A 17,299-nucleotide genomic window follows, 5' to 3' on the forward strand; every position below is an offset into this window, starting at 1 on the left:
GATGAATTTGTCTGCTGCTACAAACATAAAAAGATGGTATCCGGTATATACCCATTCAAGGGCGGAAAAAAAGGCTTACCAGGCATTGCGTTTAAAAGGAATAGAGACCTATCTGCCCCTGCAGCGGCAGATGAGGCAGTGGAGTGACCGGAAAAAGTGGGTAGATGAGCCTTTAATAAAATCCTACCTCTTTGTGTGCATCAGCCCACAGGAGCAAATGGAGGTATTGATGACGAAGGGAATTTCCCGCTTTATTTATTTTTCGGGAAAGGTCAGCGCAATGCCCGACCGGCAGATTGAAGAATTACGGCTGCTGCTGGACAGTTCGTATGAACTGGAGGTGACAGCAGAAAATCTGATGCCTGGAGAGCAGGTCGAAATCAAGGCCGGACCTTTAAAAGGGATGCGCGGGGAAATTATAGCCTATGGCTCCAAAACAAAGTTTCTAATCAGGCTGGGTGATTTACAGCAGTCGATTATGGTAACTGTACCGCTTGCGATGATAGAACGGGCATAGCGAAAGAACCGGGATTTCAATTTTCCCGGAGGAATAACATACCACAGCTGAAAGGACGGTGGTGTTTTTAAGATGTTGAATAGTTTGGGTTGCGCATGCAATTGTGACCCAGGAGGCGAAGCTATGAAATAACAGACCATGTCAAAAAAAATAGTTTTTTTAACCTTAGAAACGTTCAGGGCAACGGGGGGAATCCAAAAAATGGGCCGTGTGATTGCACATGCCTTAGCTGTACTGGGCAGGAAAAATAACTGGGATATTCGGGTATATTCCTCAAATGATGCTCCTTCTGACCTTCTTACGGACTATATCCCCTCCAACCAGTACCAGGCCTTTAGCAAAAATAAATTCCGCTATACACTTGCGGCTTTGAGAAGTGGCTTAGCAGCCGATCTCATAATCCTTAGTCATGTGAACCTTTCCCTGATTGGGTGTCTCCTCAAATTATTTAACCCCCGTGGTAAAATCTGGCTGATCGCACATGGGATTGAAGTCTGGAGGCCGTTAAACCTCTGGAAGAAATGGATATGGAGCATTGCAGATCAGGTCATCTGTGTAAGCAGGTTTACGAAAGAGGAAGTGATGAACAGACAGGGTGCCCGGCCTGACCAATGTACCGTTCTGAACAATGCGCTGGATCCTTTTTTAAGGCTTCCGGAAGATTTTACAAAACCCGCTTATTTACAGGAACGCTATCACCTGGATGCTTCAGACCAGGTCGTTTTTACCTTGACCCGTATGGCAGGGACGGAGAAATTTAAAGGATATGACCAGGTGATAAAAGCACTGGCTGTCCTCCGTAAGCATAAGAAGGGGATAAAATATATATTGGCAGGTCCCTGTGAGGGAGATGAAAGGATCCGTGTGAAACAACTTGTGCAGCAGGAAGGACTTAAAGGGGAAGTCATCCTCACCGGATTTATTCCTGAAGCGGAGCTGGCTGATCATTTTATGCTGGCCGATTTGTTTGTCATGCCGAGTAAAAAAGAAGGTTTCGGAATCGTATTTATTGAAGCCATGGCTTTTGGCCTGCCTGTCATCTGTGGCAATGCAGATGGCAGTCTTGATGCCGTACGTAACCCTGCCATGGGCACTGCTATTGATCCCGATAACCAGAGTGAACTTGAAGAAGCATTGCTGCTGAAATTGCAGGAACCCCTTAGTATCTCAGCGCGTAAGGCTATTCAACAACAATGTTTCAACAGCTTTAATGCACAGGAATACAGGAACAGACTGGAAAAATTAATTTTAGATGAAAATGCAACCTGAAGAATCCTGGGATATAGAAATCAGCCAGGAAAATAAACTGCTGGACTTAAAGCTGAAGGAGCTATGGCAATACCGGGACCTGTTGGTGTTATTGGTGAAGCGTGATTTCGTTTCTTTTTATAAGCAGACGATATTAGGCCCGCTATGGTTCTTTATTCAGCCGGTTTTTACCACGGCCATCTTTACATTTATCTTTGGTAACCTTGCAGGAATATCTACAGATGGCCTTCCGCAGCCTTTATTTTATATGGCAGGAATTACCTGCTGGAATTACTTCGCCGACTGTCTGAACAAAACAAGTACTGTATTTAAAGATAATGCCAATATTTTCGGGAAGGTATATTTTCCGAGGTTAATTATGCCCCTAAGTATCGTGGCTTCCAATATGGTACGGTTTGGTGTGCAATTTCTGCTATTCCTGATCATGATGATTTACTATTTGCTGCTGAACAGGGCATTCGGCCCGAACTGGTATATCTTATTGTTCCCCTATCTGGTGTTGCTCATGGCTTTGTTGGGACTCGGACTGGGGATGATCATATCGGCGCTGACGACAAAGTACCGTGACCTGGCCTTCCTGGTGACTTTCGGTGTGCAGTTATTGATGTACGCTACGACAGTCATCTATCCGCTGTCGACTGCACTGGCTAAATACCCTGCCTATGCCTGGGTCATCGCCTATAATCCCATGACACCCATCATTGAAACCTTCAGGTATGGTTTTCTGGGTACAGGTAGTTTCAGCTGGGGAAGCCTTGGTTATTGTACAAGCGTCGCTATCGGGATTATACTGCTGGGGATCATCATATTTAATAAAGTGGAAAAAACATTTGTGGATACAGTTTAATGGGCTTACAGGATAAATTACATGGGTAATAGTGCAATTAAGGTAGAAAACCTTTCCAAAGCCTATCAACTGGGGGAAATAGGCACAGGAACTATCTCCCGGGACCTGGAACGGTGGTGGGCAGGGATAAGGGGGAAGGAAGATCCCTTTCTGCGAGTTGGGGAAACGAATGACAGAACCAAAAAGGGAGCTGGAAATATAGTTTGGAGCCTGCGGGATTTAAACGCTGATATCGAACAGGGCGATGCTATAGGAATTATTGGAAGAAATGGAGCTGGAAAAAGTACTTTACTCAAGATTTTAAGCCGTGTAACCAGTCCCACTACAGGAAATGTAAAAATAAAGGGCCGCATTGCGAGCCTGCTTGAAGTAGGTACAGGCTTCCATCCGGAACTGACAGGCAGGGAAAACGTTTACCTGAATGGTGCCATTATGGGGATGCGCAAGTCGGAAATCAGGCGTAAGTTCGACGAAATAGTAGACTTTGCCGGTGTGGAAAGGTATATCGATACTCCGGTGAAACGCTACTCCTCCGGAATGTATGTCCGGCTTGCCTTCGCTGTTGCTGCCCACCTGGAGGCGGAAATACTGATCGTAGATGAAGTATTGGCGGTAGGAGATGCAGACTTCCAGAAAAAATGCCTCGGTAAAATGGGAGAGGTCAGTAAGGGAGAAGGACGGACGGTATTGTTTGTCAGCCACCATATGGAAAGTATCAGGTCCCTGTGTAATAAAGGGATGGTCTTAAATAACGGGCAGATGATCTATCAGGGAGAAGTGGCAACTGCCATTTCAAGCTATGTCAGGAAAACAAATGAGGAACCCGTAAAGACCAGTCTTCTTGATCATCCTTTGCATAAAGATGTCAGCCTTTCCTTATTTGAGATCGACAAAGCCAGACTGATTTCTCATGAGGACCTTAGCTTTCATTTGATCATTCAAAGCGCAGAGCGGAATAACATTCAATCTGTCGTCCTCCAGATTTACAATGAACTGGAACAAAAGGTAGGTTTTATGGACCTTCGCTGTGATGAGCTATTCAGGATCAGTGCCACGGAAAATAAGGTGGAGATCAGCGGATGCATGAAACACCTGCCCCTCATTCCCGGTAAATACAGTGTTGCCCTGCACATCCAATCAAATTTATTATATAAAGATTTTTTAAATCTGCTTCAGTTTGAAGTCGTACAAAAGGAGTTGACCAATCAGATTTTTCCTTATCCTTTAAGTGTAAGGGGAATGATGGAAATAGACTATAGTTTTCATTTCAACAATGGCCGTTAACATAGATATTATCATTCTTAGCTATGCGAAGACGGAAGAGTTGAAGCAGCTAACCCTTCAGGGGATTGAAAGCCTGTTTTTGTCAGAAAATCCGCAGGATGTCCATTTTGAAGTGCTGGTCATTGAATCGGATAAAAGCCTGGCGCCTTACCAGTATCCGCGGACTACCACGATCTATCCTGAGGAAACCTTCGGCTTTAACAAATATATGAACATAGGTATTTCCAGGACAGCAAACACCTATGTATGTCTCTGTAACAACGACCTCCTTTACCATAAAAATTGGGCGACAACAATTTTAGCAGCAATGGCAGCAGATCCTGCCATCAAATCTGCAAATCCCTATTGCGAGAATTTTGAATACCATTCCAGCATTGAAAATGGCGGTGATGTTGTTTTCAGGCATAAAACGAGAAAGGTACATGGTGCACTTACCGGCTGGTGTTTATTTGTAAAAAGAACTGTTTTTAATACCATTGGTCCTTTGGACGAACAGTTTGATTTCTGGTATGCAGACAATGACTACGATTATACCCTGTGGAAGTACAAACTGGCACATGCATTAATCAGGAACTCGAGGGTAACACACCTGGTCAGCAAATCCCACGATACACTTGACCATAAACGGGAGGAAATGACTACAGGTCAGAAAGAAAAATTTGATCAAAAGTGGGTCAATATATCTTTGATCAAAAAGATAGTGTTCCGGCTCCATGATAAATTGATGCCTTATAAGCGATAAGACCATGTCAGCTGAAAATTTATCATCCGTATGAAACTGCCCTTGGTTTCTATTATTATCCCTTTTTATAACAGTGCATGTTATTTAGCGGATACGATACAATCTGCCATTGACCAGACCTGGCCACGGATAGAAATTATACTGGTGGATGATGGATCTACGGATCACTCTTATGCTGTTGCCGAAAAGTTTGACGGGCAGTATATTAAACTCCTGCGTCAGGAAAATAAGGGCGCAGCTGCGGCAAGAAACCTTGGTTTGAAGGAAGCCAAAGGGGAATATATCCAATTCTTAGATGCTGACGATCTGTTAAGTGCAGATAAAATCACAGCACAGGTGAAGCTGCTGCAACTGAATCCGGAATATATTGCCGTATGTAGTACTGTACATTTCAGCAATGGAGCTGATCCTTTTTCCTGTGTACCCTCTGCAGCTGAGGATGCCTTCCTGATCAATACCGATCCGGTTAATTTCCTGATTAACTTATGGGGAGGATATTCCGCAAACGGATCTATGGTGACCGTCCATGCCTGGCTTACACCGAAATCCATCATTGACAAGGCGGGGCGATGGGAAGAAACACTCAGCATAGATGACGACGGGGAATATTTTTGCAGGGTCTTACTTCAGTCAAAGGGCACCATGAGGTCCGAAGGGTACAGTTATTACAGGAAGTATACGAACTCCAATAACTTGTCGGCCGGAAAGCAGGCTGTTCACCTGCGGTCACAGTTGAATGCCATGATACTGAAATTCGGACAGCTGTCAACCCATACAAATTCTGTGAATGCCGGAAGGGCCTACCTGAAAAGCCTGCATCAGTTTAAATTTACTGCTTATCCTTTTCACCCTGACTTGGCAGCTATAGCGGATCGGGAAATCGAAAAAACGGATCCAGGTTTCAAGGCAGATTACCAATTTCCGGGAAAGTTGGGGAATTACCTGAAGACCTTACTGGGATGGAAGTTCACGAAATACCTTCAACTGCTCAAACAGTATTTATTTAAGAAGCCATTTAAAATTAAATGATAGCAATAATTACTTCCTGTTTATACCCCAATACCATACACAGCTTTTTTAGTCCTGCTGAGAGGGTGGAACAAACCAGGTCTGCACTGGGGAAATTAGTTTCCCTTGATTTCGAACGAATATTATTGTTTGATAACTCTGATCTGATTGATGAAAACAGGTTGAGGGAACTGTTCACAGACTTTCCTGAAGTGGAGCCATACCATCACCGGCAGTACCAATTCCGGAACAAGGGAATAAGTGAGGCATTGCTCTTACTGAACAATATGCATCACCTGCCTGATGATGTACCGATTTTTAAAATCAGTGGCAGGTATGCTCCTAATGAAGAGTTTAAGCCCATGGATTCCGGTCTTTTGGAGAAGTATGAGGTGATCGGTATCGGAGAGAATTTCGATAAGAAGACCTCTTCTTTTAATACACGGGCTTACTATGTGAAAAATAAAGCCATCCTGACCGAGATGCTGGTGCTGGCCGTTGAAGAAATATTTTCCTACGCCAAAGGAATTCATGGGTTAAGGAGCCTGTGTAATGCAATGTTAGCTTATTATAGGCCAGCTATAGGTATTTCTTACCAGCTTTCACTTGAACAGGCTTTTGCACGCATACTAAAATATAAAAAGAACTATCTCCTGCTGAACAGAACGAATATCGAAGGGTATGTGGCTGGTTCCGGGCGAAGAGATTTTATAAAAGAATAAGTGATATGATACCTTTAAACCTCTTTTATCAGGAACCGGATCCGGACAGGTGGTTTCCGTATGACCGGTATCCAAGAAAAATCATACGCCGTATCCTCAGGGGCAAACAACGCCCGGGGGGCGTCATGCAAATTGCCCTTAGCCTGATGCAGGGGCTTGACCGGCTGGGTATTCCTTACCGGTTCAACGATTTCAACTATATTGATCAGCACCCGGAGGAGATTGCCTGCATTATAGGTAAACCACAGGTGTTTTTTGGGCGGAGCTGGAAAAATCCGGTCATCTTCGGAGCCGGGATCTATTCCCATCCCATAGTATGTCCGGATTTATTTGAAAAATATCCACAGGTGAAACGTTTCCTGGTTCCCGGAGAATGGATGAAGGACATGTGCAGGCCTTATTATGGCGATCGGGTGCTGGTATGGCCCGCAGGAATTGATACGCAGTTATGGCATACAAACCTGAGCGACTGCAGGGAATTTGACTTTCTCATTTATGACAAAAGAGGATGGACAGATCTGGTGACGGAAGAAAATTTCATCAATCCCATTGTCAGGGTGCTGGAGGAGAAAGGGCTAAGCTACCAGTTCATCAGGTACGGCAGCTACACCCAGGCAGAGTTGAAAACCAGGCTGGGCAATTCCAGGGCTGTTATTTTCCTGTGTACCCATGAAACACAGGGGCAGGCTTACCAGCAAATCCTTTCTACCAATACCCCTATACTGGCATGGGACAGGGGAGGCTTCTGGCAGGATCCCGCCTATTATCCACATCAGGTACAGTATGGGCCAGTAAGTTCTGTTCCCTATTGGGACGATCGCTGCGGCTGCAAATTCTCTGGTCTTGAAGATTTTCCTCTTCAACTGGCGACTTTCCTTGGCCGTTTTAAAGAATTTTCGCCAAGACAGTATATTCTTGAAAACCTGACACTCGAGAAGAGTGCAGCAATGTACCTGGATATTGTGGTGTCAGTACGTAAACAACTGGAAAATGACTAAAGTGCTTCGAATTGCGATTATTGCTGATCCTGAGCTTCCGGTTCCTCCACTTTTGTACGGAGGGATAGAACGTATGATCGGTATGCTGATCAAAGGTTATCATCGCCAGGGACATGCAGTGAGCCTGTTTGCGCATGAAGATTCCGTTACTGAGGCAAAGCTTTATGCCTACAAGGGGAAAACCAGCCGGCGTAAAACAGACTTTTTAAGAAATGCCTGGTTGATCAATAAAAGCATCATCTTCGGGAATTACGATATTGTCCACAGTTTCGGGCGTCTGGCCTATCTCCTTCCACAGTTGCCGCTGCGTCAGCCAAAGCTGATGAGCTACCAGCGGAGTCCAACACTCGCACAAATCAGGAAAGCAGTAAAACTGGCCAGAGCCCATACCTTGTCTTTTACAGGCTGCAGTAATTATATCACCCGGCAAATTCAACCTTTCGCCCCGGCATATACCATTTATAATGGCTTTCCCCTGGAGACATATACCTGTAGCCATACCCTGGAACCTGATGCTCCACTTGTATTTCTGGGGAGGATCGAACGGATTAAAGGTACACATACCGCCATCAGGGTAGCGATAGAAAGCCGTCGCAAACTGATCATTGCAGGAAATGTTCCGGAGGGATGTGCAGGTTATTTTGACACCGAAATTGCCCCCTTCCTAAATGAGCAGATCCGGTATGCCGGTGCGGTCGATGATGCTGCGAAAAATGAGCTCCTGGGAAAAGCGGCTGCGCTCCTGATGCCTATTGAATGGGATGAACCTTTTGGAATCGTCATGGCAGAAGCCCTGGCCTGTGGAACACCAGTGGTCGGTTTCAGCAGGGGTGCAGTTCCTGAAGTCGTTAAACATGGACTGAATGGATTTTTATGCACCTCAGTGTACGATATGGTGGAGGCTGTAAAACGGATCAGTCAGATAGACCGTGAATGGGTACGTAGGGATGCGGAAGAAAGGTTTTCTTCAGCGGTGATTGTGAAAGCCTACCTGGACTTATATGCAGCATTGATTAAAAATTCAATTAAATGATACGAATAAACCCATGAAAACACCTGCTCTTTTTATCACCGCACAAAAGTATGTCGATTACCAGGTGCCTGGTGGGGTACAGTTGTGTACTGCTGAATTTATGCATTATTTTGAATCTGCAGGATATTCCCTGATACCTTTTAAAGTACAGCCAAGGCTGACGATCCGCAAAAGGATAAAGATTAAACTGGGAATTGAAACCTATAGCCTGTACGATGCGGCTTCCTATTTGAAAGAACTGCTTGCGGTGATTCAACAGCATGATATAAAGGTTGTGCTGTTTAATCAGCTGAATCTTGCCCATTGGGTATCCTCATTAAAACACCTCGTTCCTTCCGATGTGAAGTTTATTGGTCTTTCCCATGGGAATGAAAGTGGCGATTACCTTCATGCTTTCAGCTCTTCCCGTCCGGCATCCCTTGTCCAGACCTGGAGACTGGGCAGGTTGCTGCTGAAGGAGAAACATCTCTTCCAGCATCTATTAGATGGCGTAGTGGCCATCAGTAAAAACGATAGCTTTATCAATCAGTGGCTGGGTGTTCAGCAGATTCTTTTTCTGCCCAGGATACTTTTTCCAGACTTTATCAGCTGGAATCCTGTAGACCGGCAGATCGGATTTGTAGGAACATTAGATCATTTGCCCAATCTGCAGGGACTAACGGAAATTGCAGATGACTTGAAAAGCAGGGATTTTCAGGGAACGTTAAGGTTAGTTGGCGGTCCGCCGGCAGCAGGACGTACCCTTGCGGAGAACTATTCTTTCATCAGCTATGCGGGTGTCCTTTCTCCTGATGAATTGATCAAAGAAGCTGCAGGGTGGTCACTCTTTCTGAATCCGGTGTTTTGGTATTCCCGTGGATCTTCTACCAAGCTGGCGCAGGGCATCAACTGGGGGCTGCCCGTCGTCAGCACTCCGGCAGGAACGCGGGGGTATGAGCTGACTGACCATCGGGTGGTTTGTGAAGACAATACGGCTGCCACATTTGTTGATATGGTACTCAGGCATCTCAATTCGGAATCCTGGCTTGGGCAGCTGAAACAGGCTACAGAAAATAACGCCCTGAATTTCAGATTGGAGCCTTGGATTGATCAGCTGCAGGTGTTTGTTAAAAAAATACGGGATGAAAAAATACGCGTAAACAGGATACAAGTAAACAGCATACCTGGAAACGCTGTAGCAGGGAACAGGAGACAGGAAAGGGATGCGTAGGGTATTAATTATTTCCCCTTATTTCGCTCCATCCAATGCTGCGGATATGCACCGGGTAAGAATGAGTCTGCCCTATTTTAGTACCTATGGATGGGAAGCAGAGGTGGTCACTGTTCAACCGGAACACTCGGAAATGCAAAAGGACGACTTGCTGTTACAAAGTATTCCGGATGCGATAAAGATCCATTTTGTAGATGCGTTCAGTAAAAGATGGACATCAAAAATTGGCCTGGGAAACCTCGCCTTAAGATCGTTATACTTTTATTTCAGATCGGTAAACCGCTTGCTTAAAACCGGTAATTATGACCTGGTCTATTTTTCTACCACGCAGTTCCCGGTATGTATTCTGGGGGCATACTGGAAAAAGGTCTACAACATTCCCTACGTAATTGACATGCAGGATCCCTGGCATTCCGATTATTATAAAGATAAGCCTAAATCACAGCAGCCTGCCAAATATTGGTTTTCCTACCGGTTGAATAAATACCTGGAGCCTTTGGCGATGAGGTATGTAGGGGGACTGATCAGTGTATCTGCAGCATACCTGTCCACTTTAAGAAAGCGTTATCCGCGGCTGAACCGTGTTCCCTCTTCCGTCATTACCTTTGGTGTCCTGGAGGAAGATTTTCATATTGCCATGCGCCATAAGAAAAATTTCAGTCGGTTGCTGCAGACCGATAAGCTCAATGTCGTATACATTGGAAGAGGGGGAGAGGATATGCACTTGTCTGTCACCACTTTATTTGAGGCGATGAAAAAGGGACAGGAACTGCATCCCGACCTCTTCAATACCCTGCATTTCTATTTTATTGGGACCAGTTACGCACCTGCAGGAGAAGGAAAACCCAGCATTTTACCCCTTGCAGAAAAGTACCAGCTTGGCCGGCAGGTGACTGAACATACAGACCGGATCAGTTTTTACCATGCCCTGCAGACCGTACAGGATGCTGATCTGCTTTTTGTTCCCGGATCTGATGATCCCCAGTATACCGCTTCAAAAATATATCCCTTACTTTTCAGCAGGAAACCTTTAATAGCCGTGTTTCATGATAAAAGCAGTGTAATTGAAGTCATCGGGAAATGTAGCAGCAATGCGGTGGTTGTTCGTTTTTCCGACGAAGATGGAGTGGAAAAAATATATGAAGCTTTAACCTCCCTGGCGAACAGGAATGTACAATCACTCTTGCTCCATCCGGCAATGGAGGAACATACCGCGGAGAACAAGAGCAGGATGCAGGTGGATTTATTTAACCGCGTAGTCAGGAACCCATGAAAAAACTAGCCATTATCAGTACACATCCTATACAATATTATGCACCGCTTTTCAAGCTCCTGCAGGCGGAACGTGAACTGACCATAAAAGTATTTTATACTTTAGGTGAAGAAGCAGGGAAGAGGTTTGATCAGGGCTTTGGTAAGGCTATTGAATGGGATATTCCCTTATTAGATGGGTATTCCTATGCCTGGGTGCAAAATGTGGCATCGGATAAAGGTTCTCATCATTTTTTAGGCATTATCAATCCAGGGCTGATCGGGGCTATTGAAGACTGGCAGCCTGATGCGTTGCTGGTGTATGGCTGGGCAAATTATAGCCACCTGAAAGTTCTGCGCCATTTTAAACATAAATTACCTGTATTTTTCAGGGGTGATTCTACTTTGCTGGGAAGCTCAGGAAAATTGAAATCTTTTTTCAGGAAGATGGTGTTGAAATGGGTTTATTCCCATACGGACTATGCGCTATATGTAGGTATGAGGAATAAAGCATACTTTTCTGCCTTTGGGCTGAAGGAAAAACAATTGATTTTTGCCCCCCACGCCATAGACAACTTACGGTTTTCTCAGAAACGTGCGGTGGAGGTGAAGGATTTCAGAAGCCGGCTGCGGTTGTCTGATCATGATATTTTACTGGTTTTCGCCGGTAAATTTGAGCAAAATAAAGACCCCTTGCTGTTGCTGACTTCCTTCCTGCAGATCTGGCCGGAAGCTGATCAGCAAACCTTAGAACTTCATCAGGAACAGCAATTGCAATATGCTTTACAAGTCCCTGCAGAAACAACAGGACAAAACATCCCACAACAACATGCAGAAGTACATCTGCTCTTCGTCGGGAATGGTGCGCTTGAACAACAGTTGAAATCGGCAGCATCCGCTCATTCCCGAATCCATTTTCTGGACTTTCAGAACCAGCAGATGATGCCCGTTATCTATCAGTCATGTGATCTCTTCTGCCTGCCGTCTGTCTCTGAAACCTGGGGACTTGCGGTAAATGAAGCCATGGCCTGTTCGACTGCAGTATTGGTATCAGACCAGGTTGGCTGTGCGGCTGACCTGCTGAAAGACGGAATTAACGGCGCAGTCTTTAAGGCAAAATCGGCAAACAACCTGAGGGAAACTTTAGTCGCCCTTGTCCAGCAGGGGAGAAGCGGACTTACCTTAATGGGACAGCATTCAGCATTGATCATTGACCAGTGGACATTTGATAAGCAGGTGCAGGCCATCACTGCAGCTGTATTCACCTATGGATAACCGGCTTTATATAGACAGATATGTTATTCTTTTTGTTCCATGGCTGCTTGCGGTCTTATTTAAGGATAGCGATATCCTTTCTTACCTCATTTCCTGGCTGGGATCTTTTGTTATCTTCTACCTCAGTATGAAAGGGAAGATCAAACCTTTGCCAGATGACAGGAGTCCTGCCGCACAGCTCATGCGCCCAATCTTTCTGGTACAAATTATCTTTGCCGGTTACATGTGCTGTACCTCTATATTCTATTGGTTTGATGTCCTGGGGTATGTTGATCTTAAAAGTCCGGATGAGTTCTTTTTACCGAATGCTGAACAGCTGAAGCTGACCGCGCAGTGTCAGCGTTACTACTGCCTTGCACATGCATCCTTTGTCTGCGGCATTCTTTCTGTTATGCGTTATCCTATGGAACGCAGATATGTCTATGATCCTGCCGGGTTCAGTACATTGATCTTCAGGATTGCTTTAATTACCTTTGTCCTATCCTACAGCCTTAATTTCATCAGTGGCCTGTCACAGTTTTCCCACCAGTTCAATACGCTGAGTTTTACGGCAGGTACACTGGCTCTTGCCATGGCAATTCCTGAAAGAAATACCTGGAATACCCTTGCTGCTGCGTTGCTCTATGCCTTTAATTTTTACCATGCCCTACTCTCCGGGTTTAAGGAACCCATTATCCTGAGTGTACTTATCCTCGGTGTCTTTTTGTATCCTGATTACAAAAGAAGAGTCAGCATGATTTTCATTCCTTTGCTTTTCCTGCTATTTTTGTTGCTTCCTACCTATAACCGCATTTTTCGCGAACAGGCCTGGTCCGGGCGCATGTCTGCCGGACAGGCTACAGCAATGGCATTGAATGGTACTTTCAGCAATGGGCAAAATCAGAGTAACCGTGATTTTCTCAGCTATCGGCTGAGTGAGATTGATATGTTCACGAAGTATGTTAAATCCACTCCCGCACAGGTGGACTATTATGGGATGCAATTGATCAGGCAATCGCTCATGGCTATTATTCCGCGGGTACTTTGGCCCTCAAAACCTGTTACTGAAACCATGGTCATGGAACGTGTATATAAGGCCGGAGCAGTATCGCGGGAATCCAATGTTTCTGCAAAACCGCCATTTATTGTGGATGCCTTTCTTTCAGGAGGAGGCATAGGCATTTTTATAAGCCTGTTTGTTTATGGAGCGATCTGTCAGCTCATCGCGTTCAAAGCTGAAGATTTATTTGGAGGGTATATGCTGGGAACAGCACTTGTTTTCTCCGGACTTTTCCAGGTTTTCTGGCGGGGGCAAAATTTTGAGTTTTTGATGAATACGGTATTCTGGAGTTATATCACGATGTATGTTGTTTTCTGGGGATTGCGGTTTACAAATATTTTACAGAAATGTTAATCGAACAGGATTTTCTGTTTCAGGAAAATTAGAAACTGCAGCACTATGGTGAGGTCAATTATTGTTGAGGAGATGGTTTCGATAAGCATGGAAAGATTTGATCATTAGTTGGTTTAATGATATTAATATATTTTGATTTAAAGACGCTTAGGTTTATAGATATCTATATGTTGTTGTATAAAAAAATATAGATACTAAGATGTGAATAAGAGTTTTGTGATTTTACTACAGGTTAAGTGATGAATATGGATGTATTCGAATAGTAAGATGTTTAGAATTATTAACATCTAGATATAAATGTATAAGTAAATATAGGTATTGAGATACACAGATATAAATATGAAAGTACTTCAGGTCACAGCGGCTTATAAGCCGGCCTATGTGTATGGCGGACCAACGATGTCTGTCTCCAAACTCAGTGAAGAGTTGGTAAAAGGAGGTGTGAAGGTAGAAGTTTTCACGACTACAGCAAATGGAAATGAGGAACTTCCTGTTATCCGGAAGAAAAGGATCTATGTGGATGGTGTACCTGTAAGGTATTTTGAACGGATCACAAAAGACCATAGCCATTTTTCTCCACAACTGCTGGTGCGCTTATGGAAGGAGGTGCGGTCATTTGACGTGGTACACATCCATGCCTGGTGGAACCTGGTCTCTGTACTTTCCTGCCTGATTGCTATCCTAAGGAATGTTCCTGTGGTGCTTTCTCCCCGTGGTACATTAAGTCCTTATTCCTTTTCCTGCAGGCATGTTCAAATAAAAAAAATGTTTCATCAGTGGCTTGGAAGACCCTTGTTGAACAGGTGTTTTATTCATGTGACTGCCGAAAGAGAACATATGGCCATTTCGGCGATTCTCCGACCCAAAGGGATTTTTACCTTATACAATTTTGTGAAGCTTTCCCCAGCTGACGTGGCAACTGTTCAGCAGGGGTCGGCTGTACTGAAACTGCTCTTCTTTTCCCGGATAGATCAAAAAAAGGGTCTTGAACTTTTATTTAAGGCTTTAGCTACTGCTGTATTTCCTTATGAACTGACCATAGCCGGAAGTGCTGAGGCCGATTATATTGAGGAACTGAAACAGCTTAGTAAATACTACCAGATTGAAAAACATATCAAATGGATAGGTTTTGTGGCTACAGGTAAATTCAATCTGCTTGCAGCACATGAGGTATTGGTCCTGCCGTCTTATGATGAAAATTTCGCCAACGTAGTGATTGAAAGCCTCAGTGTCGGGACCGCGGTGCTGCTGACTGAAAATGTAGGTCTTGCGAAGTACGTGGAACATCATCATTTGGGATGGATCAGTGAAACCAGTGCAGTATCACTTCTGGAACAGCTGAACCGGATATCCAATGATCCGGAGAAGTTAGCGTCGGTCAGGAAACTGGCACCTGGAATAATTATGCATGATTTCAATGAAAGTCTACAATTGAAGCAATACCTGGATATGTATCACCAGATACATCCGCATAAGCACTAATGAATATCAGTATCACCTTCAATACTTATCGTGCCCATCATTTGTCCTATTTTAAGTTTATCCTTTTACAAATCATCTCAACCATTGAATAATTCAGCATTCAGCTTCATCATCCTTACCTTCAATGAGGAAGTACACCTTCCGCGGCTGTTGGATTCTATCGCTGAATTGCAGGCCCCCACTTTTATCCTTGATTCTGGAAGTACTGACAACACCTTATCCATTGCTGCAGCCCATGCTGCAGTTGTTAAACACCATACCTTCCACAATCATCCGCAGCAATGGCACTTTGCTTTAACGACATTTCCCATTCAAACCCCATGGGTCATAGGCCTGGATGCAGATCAGGAGCTTAGTCAGGAATTAAAAAATCGCCTTCTTGCTTTTCGGGATGAAGATTATAAAGGTATTGACGGGATTTACTTCAACAGGAAAAATTACTTTAAAGGCAGGTGGATAAAACATGGTGGATATTTTCCGCTGTATCTGTTAAAGATGTTCAGGTTTACGAATGGATATTCGGATTTAAATGAAAACATGGACCATCGTTTTATTGTAAAGGGAAGGTCGGTGGTATGGAAAGATGGCTACCTGAAGGAAGAGAATCTAAAAGAAAATCAAATCCGCTTCTGGGTGGATAAACACAACCGTTACAGCGATCTGCTGGCGGAAGAAGAGACAGAACGCAGAACACAATTGAGAAGACAAACGATAAAACCTGCCTTTTGGGGCAGTCCTGATGAAAGGACAGCCTTTCTCAAGCAATTGTGGTGGCGTATGCCCCTGTTCATTCGTCCGGCAATATATTTTATTTACCGTTATGTCTTCAGACTGGGGATATTGGACGGCAGGAGAGGTTTTATTTTTCACTTTCTGCATGCTTTCTGGTTCCGTTTTATTGTAGATGTTAAAATCAATGAATTGCTGAATGCAAATAAAAATAGGATTGATGCGGACAACTGATCTATCCGCGTACCATAATTCACCTTATCGTCCCGATGGCAGCAGGCTCAAGCAGATCTTGTGGTTTTATATCAATGCCCTGGTCTTTAAGACCAGTCTTTTTCCCTTCAGCTTTATCAAAGTTTTCCTGCTTCGTTTATTCGGGGCAAAAGTAGGCATAGGGGTAGTGATAAAACCCTGTGTAAATATCAAGCAACCCGGGTTATTGTGTATTGGAAATCATTGCTGGCTGGGAGAAAACGTCTGGATAGATAACCTGGTGATGGTTACTCTTGGCAACCATGTCTGCCTTTCACAGGGAGCCTTGTTACTGACCGGGAGCCATAATTATAAAATGCCGGCATTCGATTTAATCACAGGGCGTATTGTGCTGGAAGACGGAGCCTGGATTGGGGCAGGGGCAATTGTCAACCAGGGCATCACGGTTTCCTCCCATGCAGTGCTTAGCGCCGGTTCTGTGGCTACAAAAGATTTGGGTCCCTACCAGGTTTACCAGGGAAATCCCGCTGTTGCGGTAAGAGCCCGTTGCATTCGCTGATTGGGGTTAGTCCATAACGAATAGTACCTGCATAATTAATCAGTTCACGCACTCTTCCCGTCTCCGGAAAATAAGCAAGAAGCAGGGTTTGATCGGTATCTTCTGTACGGTTGCTCTCCAGGTCTGCTCCCCAACTGATATCCAGTCCCCCTTTTTCAATGACCTACCAAGGGCCTGTCAACCTGAGGTCTGACTCAGGTGTACGCTTTGCTTGCTGTTAATTGTTTATAAGCTATTGGCTAATTTAATCCGTAAATGATGGCTGGAATGTGCTGTTTTTGGAAATTTTGCGGAAGTAAAGATTGGAAGGTGGTGGAACAACGGAATTCAACTCAGGATTTGCATACTGTCGGGTAGGTCGAATCCTGCAATATTTAAAGTATTTTCAAATAATATTTGGATATAAGTAAAAAGACACTACATTTGCACTCCCAACCGAAGGGAATTATCAATAACAAGTTGGTGCGGTAGCTCAGTCGGTAGAGCAAAGGATTGAAAATCCTTGTGTCGGCGGTTCGATCCCGTCCCGCACCACTTCAAAAAGGCCTGTTTTTATCAAGAAAACAGGCCTTTTTTATTCAATATCAAAATTGATATTTAGTATCAGAATCAAAAGGATCAAGTCATAAACTTGGCATTAAGTCAGCTCAAAAGCTGTGGGGACAAGGTTTCAAATACCATAATGGCTTTTATGGAAAGCTGTTTTCCGATGTAATCACGATATGAGGACCTGTTGTGTTTTATACTTAATGATCCAGTCTCAAATA

The 17,299-nt window shown here is 44.2% G+C and carries 15 protein-coding genes, 1 tRNA gene and 1 pseudogene; all 17 read left to right on the plus strand.

The window, feature by feature from the left end; translation table 11 throughout:
* The first annotated feature begins 1 nt into the window (after position 1).
* The 17 genes and pseudogenes from ACSBL2_RS03255 to ACSBL2_RS03335 all read left to right on the plus strand — a co-directional run bounded on the left by ACSBL2_RS03255 (position 2) and on the right by ACSBL2_RS03335 (position 17,066).
* The gene (locus tag ACSBL2_RS03255) at positions 2-517 is read left to right on the plus strand and encodes a UpxY family transcription antiterminator (RefSeq protein WP_442590241.1); all 516 of its coding nucleotides are present in this window, start codon (positions 2-4) and stop codon (positions 515-517) included.
* Positions 518-655: 138 nt separating this feature from the next.
* Positions 656-1,786: a glycosyltransferase family 4 protein gene (locus ACSBL2_RS03260; protein ID WP_442590242.1), complete on the plus strand. Its 1,131-nt coding sequence runs from the start codon at positions 656-658 to the stop codon at positions 1,784-1,786.
* The gene (locus ACSBL2_RS03265) at positions 1,770-2,633 is read left to right on the plus strand and encodes an ABC transporter permease (protein WP_442590243.1); all 864 of its coding nucleotides are present in this window, start codon (positions 1,770-1,772) and stop codon (positions 2,631-2,633) included. Before ACSBL2_RS03260 ends, ACSBL2_RS03265 begins: the two co-directional genes overlap by 17 nt.
* Before the next feature lie 21 nt (positions 2,634-2,654).
* Positions 2,655-3,917 carry an ABC transporter ATP-binding protein gene (locus ACSBL2_RS03270; RefSeq protein WP_442590244.1) on the plus strand — a complete coding sequence of 421 codons (1,263 nt, stop codon included), beginning with the start codon at positions 2,655-2,657 and terminating at the stop codon, positions 3,915-3,917.
* Positions 3,907-4,659, plus strand: coding sequence for a glycosyltransferase family 2 protein (locus ACSBL2_RS03275; RefSeq protein WP_442590245.1), 753 nt, complete (start codon positions 3,907-3,909; stop codon positions 4,657-4,659). The genes ACSBL2_RS03270 and ACSBL2_RS03275 overlap by 11 nt, the downstream gene beginning before the upstream one ends.
* 30 nt (positions 4,660-4,689) lie before the next feature.
* Positions 4,690-5,688 carry a glycosyltransferase family 2 protein gene (locus ACSBL2_RS03280; protein WP_442590246.1) on the plus strand — a complete coding sequence of 333 codons (999 nt, stop codon included), beginning with the start codon at positions 4,690-4,692 and terminating at the stop codon, positions 5,686-5,688.
* The gene (locus ACSBL2_RS03285; protein ID WP_442590247.1) at positions 5,685-6,389 is read left to right on the plus strand and encodes a hypothetical protein; all 705 of its coding nucleotides are present in this window, start codon (positions 5,685-5,687) and stop codon (positions 6,387-6,389) included. Before ACSBL2_RS03280 ends, ACSBL2_RS03285 begins: the two co-directional genes overlap by 4 nt.
* 5 nt (positions 6,390-6,394) lie before the next feature.
* The gene (locus tag ACSBL2_RS03290) at positions 6,395-7,387 is read left to right on the plus strand and encodes a hypothetical protein (protein ID WP_442590248.1); all 993 of its coding nucleotides are present in this window, start codon (positions 6,395-6,397) and stop codon (positions 7,385-7,387) included.
* A complete protein-coding gene (locus tag ACSBL2_RS03295; RefSeq protein WP_442590249.1) occupies positions 7,380-8,420 on the plus strand; it encodes a glycosyltransferase family 4 protein in 1,041 nt (346 codons plus the stop codon). The genes ACSBL2_RS03290 and ACSBL2_RS03295 overlap by 8 nt, the downstream gene beginning before the upstream one ends.
* Before the next feature lie 13 nt (positions 8,421-8,433).
* Complete coding sequence (locus tag ACSBL2_RS03300) at positions 8,434-9,630, plus strand: glycosyltransferase (RefSeq protein ID WP_442590250.1); 1,197 nt, start codon at positions 8,434-8,436, stop codon at positions 9,628-9,630.
* Positions 9,623-10,903: a glycosyltransferase gene (locus ACSBL2_RS03305; RefSeq protein WP_442590251.1), complete on the plus strand. Its 1,281-nt coding sequence runs from the start codon at positions 9,623-9,625 to the stop codon at positions 10,901-10,903. Before ACSBL2_RS03300 ends, ACSBL2_RS03305 begins: the two co-directional genes overlap by 8 nt.
* Entirely contained in the window at positions 10,900-12,156 is a 1,257-nt protein-coding gene (locus ACSBL2_RS03310; RefSeq protein ID WP_442590252.1) for a glycosyltransferase family 4 protein, read from the plus strand. Before ACSBL2_RS03305 ends, ACSBL2_RS03310 begins: the two co-directional genes overlap by 4 nt.
* Positions 12,149-13,549: an exosortase Y-associated Wzy-like protein gene (locus tag ACSBL2_RS03315; protein WP_442590253.1), complete on the plus strand. Its 1,401-nt coding sequence runs from the start codon at positions 12,149-12,151 to the stop codon at positions 13,547-13,549. Before ACSBL2_RS03310 ends, ACSBL2_RS03315 begins: the two co-directional genes overlap by 8 nt.
* Before the next feature lie 339 nt (positions 13,550-13,888).
* Positions 13,889-15,031 (plus strand): XrtY-associated glycosyltransferase XYAG1, encoded by a 1,143-nt coding sequence (locus ACSBL2_RS03320; protein WP_442590254.1) that lies wholly within the window; start codon positions 13,889-13,891, stop codon positions 15,029-15,031.
* A gap of 84 nt (positions 15,032-15,115) precedes the next feature.
* Positions 15,116-15,982, plus strand: a pseudogene (locus tag ACSBL2_RS03325) (glycosyltransferase family 2 protein); the annotation flags it as partial.
* On the plus strand, positions 15,960-16,532 hold the full coding sequence (locus tag ACSBL2_RS03330) for a WcaF family extracellular polysaccharide biosynthesis acetyltransferase (RefSeq protein WP_442590255.1): 573 nt from the start codon (positions 15,960-15,962) through the stop codon (positions 16,530-16,532). The pseudogene ACSBL2_RS03325 and the gene ACSBL2_RS03330, both read left to right, overlap by 23 nt.
* 461 nt (positions 16,533-16,993) lie before the next feature.
* Positions 16,994-17,066 (plus strand) — tRNA-Phe (locus ACSBL2_RS03335).
* The last annotated feature ends 233 nt before the right edge of the window (positions 17,067-17,299 follow it).

The sequence above is a fragment of the Pedobacter sp. AW31-3R genome, assembly GCF_052180285.1.
GTDB lineage: Bacteria > Bacteroidota > Bacteroidia > Sphingobacteriales > Sphingobacteriaceae > Pedobacter.

Coding starts and splice junctions, on each gene's coding strand:
- ACSBL2_RS03305 (WP_442590251.1), top strand. CDS start 9,623: ATGCGTAGGGTATTAATTATTTCCCCTTATTTCGCTCCATCCAATGCT.
- ACSBL2_RS03280 (WP_442590246.1), top strand. CDS start 4,690: ATGAAACTGCCCTTGGTTTCTATTATTATCCCTTTTTATAACAGTGCA.
- ACSBL2_RS03290 (WP_442590248.1), top strand. CDS start 6,395: ATGATACCTTTAAACCTCTTTTATCAGGAACCGGATCCGGACAGGTGG.
- ACSBL2_RS03265 (WP_442590243.1), top strand. CDS start 1,770: ATGAAAATGCAACCTGAAGAATCCTGGGATATAGAAATCAGCCAGGAA.
- ACSBL2_RS03315 (WP_442590253.1), top strand. CDS start 12,149: ATGGATAACCGGCTTTATATAGACAGATATGTTATTCTTTTTGTTCCA.
- ACSBL2_RS03260 (WP_442590242.1), top strand. CDS start 656: ATGTCAAAAAAAATAGTTTTTTTAACCTTAGAAACGTTCAGGGCAACG.
- ACSBL2_RS03310 (WP_442590252.1), top strand. CDS start 10,900: ATGAAAAAACTAGCCATTATCAGTACACATCCTATACAATATTATGCA.
- ACSBL2_RS03270 (WP_442590244.1), top strand. CDS start 2,655: ATGGGTAATAGTGCAATTAAGGTAGAAAACCTTTCCAAAGCCTATCAA.
- ACSBL2_RS03285 (WP_442590247.1), top strand. CDS start 5,685: ATGATAGCAATAATTACTTCCTGTTTATACCCCAATACCATACACAGC.
- ACSBL2_RS03295 (WP_442590249.1), top strand. CDS start 7,380: ATGACTAAAGTGCTTCGAATTGCGATTATTGCTGATCCTGAGCTTCCG.
- ACSBL2_RS03330 (WP_442590255.1), top strand. CDS start 15,960: ATGCAAATAAAAATAGGATTGATGCGGACAACTGATCTATCCGCGTAC.
- ACSBL2_RS03320 (WP_442590254.1), top strand. CDS start 13,889: ATGAAAGTACTTCAGGTCACAGCGGCTTATAAGCCGGCCTATGTGTAT.
- ACSBL2_RS03275 (WP_442590245.1), top strand. CDS start 3,907: ATGGCCGTTAACATAGATATTATCATTCTTAGCTATGCGAAGACGGAA.
- ACSBL2_RS03300 (WP_442590250.1), top strand. CDS start 8,434: ATGAAAACACCTGCTCTTTTTATCACCGCACAAAAGTATGTCGATTAC.
- ACSBL2_RS03255 (WP_442590241.1), top strand. CDS start 2: ATGAATTTGTCTGCTGCTACAAACATAAAAAGATGGTATCCGGTATAT.